The sequence below is a fragment of the Actinomadura sp. 21ATH genome, from assembly GCF_041951345.1.
In the GTDB taxonomy this organism is placed as follows: domain Bacteria; phylum Actinomycetota; class Actinomycetes; order Streptosporangiales; family Streptosporangiaceae; genus Spirillospora.
Genome location: NZ_JBGNUR010000029.1, coordinates 53,749 through 62,898, shown reverse-complemented (window position 1 = coordinate 62,898; position 9,150 = coordinate 53,749). Strand labels below are relative to the sequence as shown.

Sequence of the window (9,150 nt, the reverse complement as noted above, 5' to 3'; positions counted from 1 at the left end):
CGAAGGGGAAACACCCGGTCCCATCCCGAACCCGGAAGTTAAGCCCTTCAGCGCCGATGGTACTGCATGGGAGACTGTGTGGGAGAGTAGGACACCGCCGGACATTTATTAGGGGGAGGCCCCGCCAGTGATGGCGGGGCCTTTCTCATTTCTCGGGGCTTATGCGATAGCGGAGCCGGACGAGGCCGCCGTCGAACGACTCGGACGTGAGGAGTTCCAGGTCCGCGACCGAGGCCGGCTCTCGTCCGTACCAGAAGCGGCGGGCGTGGGCGCCGGCCAGGCAGGGGTGAACGAGCAGGCTCACCTCGTCCAGGAGTCGCCCTTTCAGGAGGGCGCCGATGAGGGCTCCGCCGCTGTCGACCCGGATGACCTGGGCGCCGTGTACGCGTCCGAGCGTGTTGATGGCGTCGGCCAGGTCCACGTGCTCCTGGCCGGTGACGAGCTCGCGTACGGAACGGTCGCGCGGGCGCGGGGGAGTCGTTTCCGTGTGGAGTGCGAGCACGTCCGACCAGTGCCCCGCGTTCCGGAGCGGTTCCCACTGGCTGACACGGCCGCGGCCGTCCACGACGGCGAGGAGCGGCCCGGAGGGTGCGGGGCCGGGTTGCGGGGCCGTGGCCAGGGCCTCTTCCTGGGCGAGGATCGTGTCGGCTCCGACGAGCGTGACGTCTTCCCTGTACGTGCTCGCGAGTTCGTAGAAGCGGCGCATGTCCGGATTGAAGCCCGTGGTGGCGCCGTCGATGGAGACGGCCACGTGTGCGACGACGTACATGGGTTCACGGTAGTGGTGAAGCAGGTCGTGGGCTGTCCGCGTTCGCGGCCGGAGTCAGAGAAGCGGCTTGAGGACCGGGTGCGATCGGCCGGGGGCGATCGTGACGATGCGGTACGTGGCGACGCCGGCCTGGACGAAGGGGTCCTCGGACGTGATCCGTTCGATCTCGGCGCGGTCCACGCCGTGGGCGACGATGGCGCCGCCGAGTTCGGTGGGGACGGTCTGGCCCGAGACGAGGAACGTTCCGGCGCGGTGGTGGCGGTCGAGGTAGGCGGCATGGTCGCGGAAGTACGGTTCGGCGGCCTGTTCCGTACCGGTGTATTCGACGATGAGCAGGTGCATCGGCCGCGGTGTTCCGTGGGAGCGTTCCATGGCCGCGATTCTCTCGTGCCCGCGCCGCCGGCGGCTTCCCCTGGTGATCGGGAGCGGTAGCCTCCGAGGGGTGCGCATCGTGGCGGTCGCCGACACCCATACGTTTCACGATGATCTCGTCGTTCCCGAGGGCGACGTCCTCGTGCACGCGGGCGATCTGTGCCGGCGCGGCAGGGATCTCGGAGAGCTCCGGGACGCCGCGGACTGGATGCGCGGCCTCCCGCACCGGACGAAGATCGTCGTCGCGGGCAACCACGACCGGATGTTCGTCGACGATCCTGCGCGGGCGCGCGGCGTCCTGGCCGACCGGGGCATCCGCTACCTGGAGGACGGCGGTACGGAGGTCGACGGGGTGAGCTTCTGGGGCAGCCCGTGGCAGCCGGAGTTCAACGATTGGGCGTTCAACCTGCCGCGCGGCCGTTCCCTGGCGGAGAAGTGGGCCATGATCCCGGAGGGGGTCGACGTTCTGGTCACGCACGGCCCTCCGCTCGGCATCGGCGACGCGGGCGCGCCGCCCGGGCGGCACGGCTGCGCGGACCTGCTGGAGCGGGTACGGGAGGTGCGTCCGAGGCTGCACCTGTTCGGGCACATCCACCAGGACGGCGGGTTCTGGCGGCGCGGGGAGACGGCGTTCGCGAACGTCACCACCTGGGAGTGCGAGCGCGGCCCCACCGTCGTCCGGCTGGATCCGGCGGGCGTGACGGGCGAGGTCGTGCCTCCCGCGCGCTCCGGCTGAGGTCCCGTCCGGTCAGGGGCGGAGGGCGTGGTCGAGGGTGACGGCCCACTGGCGGAGGAGGCGGGAGCGGCGGGCCGCGTCGTCGGTGAGCAGGTCGGCCAGGCCGAGGCCGCGGACGAGGTCGAGGGTGGCCTGGACGCTCTCCCGGACGCCGGGGACGGTCTCGTCGGCGCCGAGGGCCTCGACCGTGAGGCGGTGGGCCTCGCGGCCGACCTTGGCCTCCAGGGGGAGGACCTGGGCGCGGAGCTGGGCGTCGGAGCTGGCGGCCACCCAGAGCTGGAGGGCGGCGCGGAACAGCGGGCTGGTGTACATCTCGCCGAGGAGGGTCAGCACGTCGAGCGTGGAGGGGCGGCGGCCGGTGAGGGCGTCCAGGTGCTCGCGCATCTGCTCCATGCGGATCTCGGTGCCGTACTCGACGGCGGCGGTGACCAGTTCCTCCCGGGTGCGGAAGTGGTGCTGGGCGGCTCCCCGGGAGACGCCGGCCTCCTCGGCGACGACGGCGACCGTCGTCCCGGACCAGCCGCGGGCGGCCAGGCAGCCGATGGCGGCCTCCAGGAGCCGGGCGCGGGTGGCGCGGCTGCGGTCCTGGCGCGGTTCGCGGGCGGTCTGCGCGGTCTGGGGAGGCATGGTCTCCTCGGCTCGGTGGAGTGACCAGTCAAGCAACCGGCCGTCCAGAAAACAAGCATGCATGATTGATTTTTTCGGGCCCGGCTGGCAGTGTGCAGGCCATGACAGCGCTGCGGATCGGCAACGCCTCGGGCTTCTACGGCGACCGCTTCTCGGCCGTGCGGGAGATGCTCGACGGTGGGCCCCTGGACGTCCTGACCGGGGACTACCTGGCCGAGCTGACCATGCTCATCCTCGGGCGGGGGCGGCTGAAGGACCCGGACGCCGGGTACGCGGCGACGTTCCTGCGCCAGATGGAGGAGTGCCTCGGGCTGGCCGCCGAGCGCGGGACGAAGATCGTCACCAATGCCGGCGGGCTCAACCCCGCCGGGCTGGCGGACCGGCTGCGCGAGCTGGCGGAGCGGCTGGGCGTGGACGTGCGGGTCGCCCATGTGGAGGGCGACGACCTGCTCCCGCGGGCGAAGGAGCTGGGGCTGCACCACGAGCGGTACGGGGCGCCGCTGACCGCCAACGCTTACCTGGGGGCGTGGGGGATCGCCGAGTGCCTGGACGCCGGGGCGGACATCGTGGTGACCGGCCGGGTGACCGACGCCTCGCTGGTCGTCGGGCCGGCCGCGGCCCGGTTCGGGTGGGCGCGGGACGACTGGGACGCGCTGGCGGGCGCGACCGTGGCGGGCCACGTGCTGGAGTGCGGGGCTCAGGCCACGGGGGGCAACTACGCGTTCTTCCAAGAAATCTACAACGTAAAGGCGTCGGCCGCGGTCACCGGCTTCCCGCTCGCCGAGATCGAGGCGGACGGCTCGTGCGTCATCACCAAGCACGACGGCACCGGCGGAGCCGTCACCGTGGAGACGGTCACGGCGCAGCTGCTGTACGAGATCGGCGGTCCGGCGTACGCGGGCCCCGACGTGACGACGTGGTTCGACACGATCGCGCTGGAGGCCGCCGGCCCCGACCGCGTGCGGATCGGCGGGACCAGGGGATCGCCGCCGCCCGAGACCACCAAGGTGTGCCTCAACCACCTCGGCGGCCACCGGAACGAGATGACGTTCGTGCTCACCGGCCTCGACATCGAGGCCAAGGCGGACTTCGCGCGCGCCCAGCTGGAAGCGGCCATGGGCGGGGCCCGGCCGGCGAAGGTCGAGTGGACCCTGGTCGGCACGCCGAAGGAGGACCCGGAGACGCAGGGCGAGGCGACGGCCCTGCTGCGGTGCGCCGTACTGGATCCGGATCCCGAACGGGCGGGCCGGGCGTTCAGCGGCGCGGCGGTGGAGCTGGCGCTGGCCGGGTACCCCGGGTTCACGATGACCTCCCCGCCGGGGAAGGCGAGCCCGTACGGGGTGTACAAGGCGGCGTACGTGCCGAATGGCGAGGTCCGGCAGGTCGCGGTGCTGCCGGACGGCACGCGCCGGACGGTGGCGGGGGCGCTTGCCGCAGAGACGCCGTCGGGCGCCCCAGCCGTAGAGAACCCTTTCGAGGGCGACCTCACCGTGGCGAACCCCTTCGCGGGCGCCCCCACCAGGCGCGTCCCGCTGGGCCGGGTCGCCGGGGCCCGCAGCGGGGACAAGGGCGGTGACGCCAACATCGGCGTGTGGGCCCGTACCGGCGAGCAGTGGCGCTGGCTCGCCGCGTTCCTCACCGTCGAGCGGCTCACCGCGCTCCTGCCGGAGACGCGGGGGCTGACCGTCACGCGCCATCTTCTGCCCGACCTCCGCGCGGTCAACTTCGTCGTCGAAGGGCTGCTGCAGGAGGGAGTCTCGGCGTCGACCCGGTTCGATCCGCAGGGCAAGGCCCTGGGGGAGTGGCTGCGGTCCCGCCTCGTCGACGTACCGGAGGCGATCCTTTGAGCCCGAGCACGACCGTGAGCGCGGTGACCCTGAAGAGCGCGCTGGACACGCGCGGCCCGGAGTACGCGGAGCGGCGCGCCGCCATGCTCGCCAAGCTCGGCGAACTGGAGGACGAGCACGCCAAGGCGCTGCTGGGCGGCGGCGAGAAGTACGTCGCGCGGCACCGGGCGCGCGGCAAGATGCCGGCGCGGGAGCGGATCGAGCTGCTGCTCGACCCGGACTCGCCGTTCCTGGAGCTGAGCCCGCTGGCGGCGTGGGGGAGCGACTTCCCCGTCGGCGCGAGCGTGGTGACCGGGATCGGGGTGGTCGAGGGCGTCGAGTGCCTGATCATCGCGAACGATCCGACGGTGCGGGGCGGGTCGAGCAATCCGTGGACGGTCAAGAAGACGTTCCGGGCCACCGACATCGCGTTCGAGAACCGGCTGCCGGTGATCAACCTGGTCGAGTCCGGCGGCGCCGACCTGCCCACCCAGAAGGAGATCTTCATTCCGGGCGGCCGGATGTTCCGCGACCTGACCCGGCTGTCGGCGGCGGGGATCCCCACGATCGCGCTGGTGTTCGGCAACTCCACCGCGGGCGGCGCGTACATCCCGGGCATGTGCGACCACGTTGTCATGGTGAAGGAGCGCGCCAAGGTGTTCCTCGGCGGGCCGCCGCTGGTGAAGATGGCCACCGGCGAGGAGGCCGGCGACGAGGAGCTGGGCGGCGCGGAGATGCACGCCCGCTCGTCCGGGCTGGCCGACCACGTGGCGGTGGACGAGGCGGACGCGATCCGGCTCGGGCGGCGGATCGTCGCCCGGCTCAACCACCGCAAGCAGGGCCCCGCACCCGCCGCCGCGTATCCCGAGCCGCTGTACGACGCCGAGGAGCTGGCGGGGATCGTCCCCGAGGACCTGAAGATCCCGTTCGATCCGCGCGAGGTCGTCGCCCGCATCGTGGACGGCTCGGAGTTCGACGAGTTCAAGCCGCTGTACGGCACGAGCCTGGTGACCGGGTGGGCGCGGCTGCACGGCTACCCGATCGGGATCCTGGCGAACGCGCAGGGCGTGCTGTTCAGCGAGGAGGCGCAGAAGGCGGCGCAGTTCATCCAGCTGGCCAACCAGAGCGACACGCCGCTGCTGTTCCTGCACAACACCACCGGCTACATGGTCGGCAAGGAGTACGAGCAGGCGGGGATCATCAAGCACGGCGCGCTGATGATCAACGCGGTGGCGAACAGCAAGGTGCCGCACCTGACGGTCGTCATGGGCGCCTCGTACGGGGCGGGCAACTACGGCATGTGCGGCCGGGCGTACGACCCGCGGTTCCTGTTCACCTGGCCGAGCGCCAAGTCGGCGGTGATGGGGCCGCAGCAGCTCGCCGGGGTGCTGTCGATCGTCGCCCGGCAGGCCGCGGCGGCGCGCGGGCAGGACTACGACGAGGACCAGGACCGCGCGATGCGCGAGATGGTGGAGAACCAGATCGAGGCCGAGTCGCTGCCGTACTTCCTGTCGGGACGGCTGTACGACGACGGCGTCATCGACCCGCGCGACACCCGCACCGTGCTGGGGCTCTGCCTGTCGGTCGTGCACAACGCCCCCGTACGCGGCGCCGACGGCTTCGGCGTCTTCCGGATGTGAGCCGCCCGTGAGCGAGGAACGAATGATCGACAGACTGCTGGTGGCCAACCGCGGCGAGATCGCGCGCCGCGTCTTCCGGACCTGCCGCGACCTCGGCGTCGGCACCGTCGCGGTGTTCTCCGACGCCGACGGGCCGGACGCCCCGCACGCGGCGGAGGCGGACGCGGCGGTGCGGCTGCCGGGCGCCGCGCCCGCCGACACCTACCTGCGCGGCGACCTGGTCATCGCGGCCGCGCGGGCGGCCGGGGCGGACGCGATCCACCCGGGGTACGGGTTCCTGTCGGAGAACGCGGCGTTCGCGCGGGCGGTGATCGAGGCCGGGCTGACCTGGGTGGGGCCGCCCCCCGCGGCGATCGAGGCGATGGGCTCGAAGATCGAGGCCAAGAAGCTGATGGCGGCGGCGGGCGTGCCCGTGCTGCGCGAGCTCGATCCGGACGCCGTCACCGAGGCCGACCTGCCGATCCTGGTGAAGGCGTCGGCGGGCGGCGGCGGGCGCGGCATGCGCCCGGTCCGCACGCTCGCCGAGCTGCCCGCGGCGGTGGCGGCGGCGCGCCGGGAGGCGCAGTCGGCGTTCGGTGACCCGGCGGTGTTCTGCGAGCCGCTGCTGGAGGGCGCGCGGCACGTCGAGGTCCAGCTGATGGCCGACGCGCACGGGACGGTCTGGGCGCTCGGCGAGCGCGACTGCTCCGTCCAGCGCCGCCACCAGAAGATCATCGAGGAGGCGCCGTCGCCCGCCGTCGACGGCGCGCTGCGCGCGGAGCTGTGCCGCGCGGCCGTGGACGCGGCCCGCGCGATCGGCTACACCGGCGCCGGAACGGTCGAGTTCATGCTCGCCGGGGACGGCCGCTTCCACTTCCTGGAGGTCAACACGCGCCTCCAGGTCGAGCACCCGGTGACCGAGTGCGTGTACGGCCTGGACCTGGTCCGGCTGCAGATCGAGGTCGCCGAGGGCGCGCCGCTGCCGGGGCCGACGCCGCCGGAGCCGCGCGGGCACGCCATCGAGGTGCGGCTGTACGCCGAGGACCCCGCCGCCGGGTGGCGGCCCGGCAGCGGGACGCTGCACGCGTTCGAGGTGCCGGGCGTCGACGCCGAGTTCGAGGCCCCCGCCGGGTACGGCCTGCGGCTGGACAGCGGCGTGGAGAGCGGCGGCGAGATCGGCGTCCACTACGACCCGATGCTCGCCAAGCTCATCGCGTACGGGCCCACCCGCGCGGCCGCCGCCCGCAGGCTGCGCGCCGCGCTCGCGGCGGCACGCGTCCACGGCGTGACCACCAACCGCGACCTGCTCGCGCGCACGCTGGCCGAGCCGGTCTTCCTGGCCGGCGGCGCCACCACCGGCTACCTCGACGAGATCGGCCTGGACGTGCTCGCGGCGCCGCTGGCGGACGCGGCCGCCGTGCGGCTGTCGGCGCTGGCGGCCGCGCTCGCGGGCGCCGCCGCCGACCGCGCCGCCGCGCCCGTCCTCGGCCGGCTGCCGTCGGGATGGCGGAACGTGCCGTCGCAGCCGCAGCGCAGGTCGTACGAGGCGCCGGACGGCACCGTGATCGACGTCGCGTACCGGATCGCGCGCGGCGGCGTCCTGCACGCCGAAGGGCACGACGGCGTCCGGCTGATCGAGGCGTCCGCCGGGTCGGTGACGCTGGAGGCCGGCGGCGTGCGGTACGCGTTCGAGGTGCGGCGCGCCCGCGACGACGTCCACGTGCACTCCCCGCTCGGGCCGGTGGCGCTGCGCGCGCTGCCGCGCTTCGCCGACCCGAGCGACCTGGTGGCGCCCGGGTCGCTGCTGGCCCCGATGCCCGGCACCGTCGTCCGCGTCGAGACCGAACCGGGCGCCGCCGTGACCGAGGGCCAGACCCTGGTCGTGCTGGAGGCGATGAAGATGGAGCACCGCATCGCCGCCCCCGCGTCCGGCGTGGTCGCCGAGCTGGCCGCCGCGGCCGGGCGGCAGGTCGAGTCCGGCGCCGTCCTCGCCGTCATCGCCCCCGAACCCGCAGGCGCCCCCGAAACCGAAGGGACCCCCGAGTGAGCTTCGTCGAGACCGAGGAGCGGCGGGCGCTGCGCGCCGCCGTCGCCGAACTGGGCGCGAAGTACGGCCCGTCCTACTATGTGGAGAAGGCCCGTTCCGGCGCCAAGACCGACGAGCTGTGGGCCGAGGCCGGCCGGCTCGGCTACCTGGGCGTCAACGTGCCCGAGGAGTACGGCGGCGGGGGCGGCGGCATCGGCGACCTGGCCGCGGTGTGCGAGGAGCTGGCCGCGGCGGGCTGCCCGCTGCTGCTGATGGTGGTCTCGCCGGCCATCTGCGCGACGATCATCGCCCGGTCCGGTACCGAGGAGCAGAAGAAGCACTGGCTGCCGCGGTTCGCCGACGGGTCGGTGAAGATGGCGTTCGCGATCACCGAGCCGGACGCCGGGTCCAACTCGCACCGGATCACCACGACCGCCCGCCGGGACGGCGACGGCTGGATCCTCAACGGGCAGAAGACGTTCATCTCCGGGGTGGACGAGGCGGACGCGGTGCTGTTCGTGGCCCGCAGCGCCGACCAGCAGGGCAACCTGCGGCCGTCGCTGCTGATCGTCCCGACCGACGCGCCCGGCCTCACCCACACGCCGATCGACATGGAGATCGTGTCGCCGGAGAAGCAGTTCGTGTGCCACCTGGACGACGTGCGGCTGCCGTACGACGCGCTGGTCGGCGACGAGGACGGCGGGCTGCTGCAGCTGTTCGCCGGGCTCAACCCCGAGCGGATCATGGCCGCCGCGATGGGCGCCGGGATCGGCCGGCTCGCGCTGGGCAAGGCCATCGCGTACGCCAAGGACCGGCAGGTGTTCAGGACGCCGATCGGCGCCCACCAGGGCCTGGCGCACCCGCTGGCCGCCGCCAAGATCGAGCTGGAGCTGGCCCGGCTGATGGGGCAGAAGGCCGCCTGGCTGTACGACGAGGGCGACGACGCGGGCGCGGGCGAGGCGGCGAACATGGCCAAGTACGCCACCGCCGAGGCCGCGATCCACTGCGTCGACCAGGCCATCCAGACCCACGGCGGCAACGGGCTCACCACCGAGTACGGCGTCGGCATGCTCGCCGGGGTGGTGCGGCTGATGCGGATCGCGCCGGTCAGCCGCGAGATGATCCTCAACTTCGTCGCCCAGCACTCCCTGGGCCTGCCCAAGTCGTACTGACCG

General features: G+C 73.3%; 8 protein-coding genes and 1 rRNA gene. 6 read left to right on the top strand and 3 right to left on the bottom strand.

Annotated features, from left to right (window positions below):
* Positions 1-103, top strand: a 5S ribosomal RNA gene (gene rrf, locus ACA361_RS40885); the annotation flags it as partial.
* 42 nt (positions 104-145) lie between these two features.
* On the opposite strand, the gene ACA361_RS40880 is transcribed toward rrf, so the two are convergent.
* Both ACA361_RS40880 and ACA361_RS40875 read right to left on the bottom strand, forming a co-directional pair.
* Positions 146-769 carry a dihydrofolate reductase family protein gene (locus ACA361_RS40880; protein ID WP_375020533.1) on the bottom strand — a complete coding sequence of 208 codons (624 nt, stop codon included), beginning with the start codon at positions 767-769 and terminating at the stop codon, positions 146-148.
* Positions 770-823: 54 nt separating this feature from the next.
* The gene (locus ACA361_RS40875) at positions 824-1,141 is read right to left on the bottom strand and encodes a YciI family protein (protein WP_375020532.1); all 318 of its coding nucleotides are present in this window, start codon (positions 1,139-1,141) and stop codon (positions 824-826) included.
* Between the two features lie 70 nt (positions 1,142-1,211).
* Between ACA361_RS40875 and ACA361_RS40870 the strand changes: the two genes are divergently transcribed.
* Complete coding sequence (locus ACA361_RS40870) at positions 1,212-1,877, top strand: metallophosphatase domain-containing protein (RefSeq protein ID WP_375020531.1); 666 nt, start codon at positions 1,212-1,214, stop codon at positions 1,875-1,877.
* A 12-nt stretch (positions 1,878-1,889) separates the two neighbouring features.
* Here the strand turns inward: ACA361_RS40870 and ACA361_RS40865 are convergent, their stop codons facing one another.
* Positions 1,890-2,504 (bottom strand): TetR/AcrR family transcriptional regulator, encoded by a 615-nt coding sequence (locus ACA361_RS40865; protein ID WP_375020529.1) that lies wholly within the window; start codon positions 2,502-2,504, stop codon positions 1,890-1,892.
* 101 nt (positions 2,505-2,605) lie between these two features.
* Here ACA361_RS40865 and ACA361_RS40860 point away from each other — a divergent pair, with 101 nt between their 5' ends.
* From ACA361_RS40860 to ACA361_RS40845, 4 genes are all read left to right on the top strand, one after another.
* Complete coding sequence (locus ACA361_RS40860) at positions 2,606-4,351, top strand: acyclic terpene utilization AtuA family protein (protein WP_375020528.1); 1,746 nt, start codon at positions 2,606-2,608, stop codon at positions 4,349-4,351.
* Between the two features lie 83 nt (positions 4,352-4,434).
* Complete coding sequence (locus tag ACA361_RS40855) at positions 4,435-5,970, top strand: acyl-CoA carboxylase subunit beta (RefSeq protein WP_375020535.1); 1,536 nt, start codon at positions 4,435-4,437, stop codon at positions 5,968-5,970.
* A 22-nt stretch (positions 5,971-5,992) separates the two neighbouring features.
* Positions 5,993-7,996 carry an acetyl/propionyl/methylcrotonyl-CoA carboxylase subunit alpha gene (locus tag ACA361_RS40850; protein WP_375020527.1) on the top strand — a complete coding sequence of 668 codons (2,004 nt, stop codon included), beginning with the start codon at positions 5,993-5,995 and terminating at the stop codon, positions 7,994-7,996.
* The gene (locus ACA361_RS40845) at positions 7,993-9,147 is read left to right on the top strand and encodes an acyl-CoA dehydrogenase family protein (RefSeq protein ID WP_375020526.1); all 1,155 of its coding nucleotides are present in this window, start codon (positions 7,993-7,995) and stop codon (positions 9,145-9,147) included. Before ACA361_RS40850 ends, ACA361_RS40845 begins: the two co-directional genes overlap by 4 nt.
* The last annotated feature ends 3 nt before the right edge of the window (positions 9,148-9,150 follow it).

What these genes read in the sequence shown, in the direction of transcription:
- ACA361_RS40880 (WP_375020533.1), bottom strand. Translation starts at nt 769, where the DNA reads ATGTACGTCGTCGCACACGTGGCCGTCTCCATCGACGGCGCCACCACG.
- ACA361_RS40875 (WP_375020532.1), bottom strand. Translation starts at nt 1,141, where the DNA reads ATGGAACGCTCCCACGGAACACCGCGGCCGATGCACCTGCTCATCGTC.
- ACA361_RS40865 (WP_375020529.1), bottom strand. Translation starts at nt 2,504, where the DNA reads ATGCCTCCCCAGACCGCGCAGACCGCCCGCGAACCGCGCCAGGACCGC.
- ACA361_RS40860 (WP_375020528.1), top strand. Translation starts at nt 2,606, where the DNA reads ATGACAGCGCTGCGGATCGGCAACGCCTCGGGCTTCTACGGCGACCGC.
- ACA361_RS40855 (WP_375020535.1), top strand. Translation starts at nt 4,435, where the DNA reads ATGCTCGCCAAGCTCGGCGAACTGGAGGACGAGCACGCCAAGGCGCTG.
- ACA361_RS40850 (WP_375020527.1), top strand. Translation starts at nt 5,993, where the DNA reads ATGATCGACAGACTGCTGGTGGCCAACCGCGGCGAGATCGCGCGCCGC.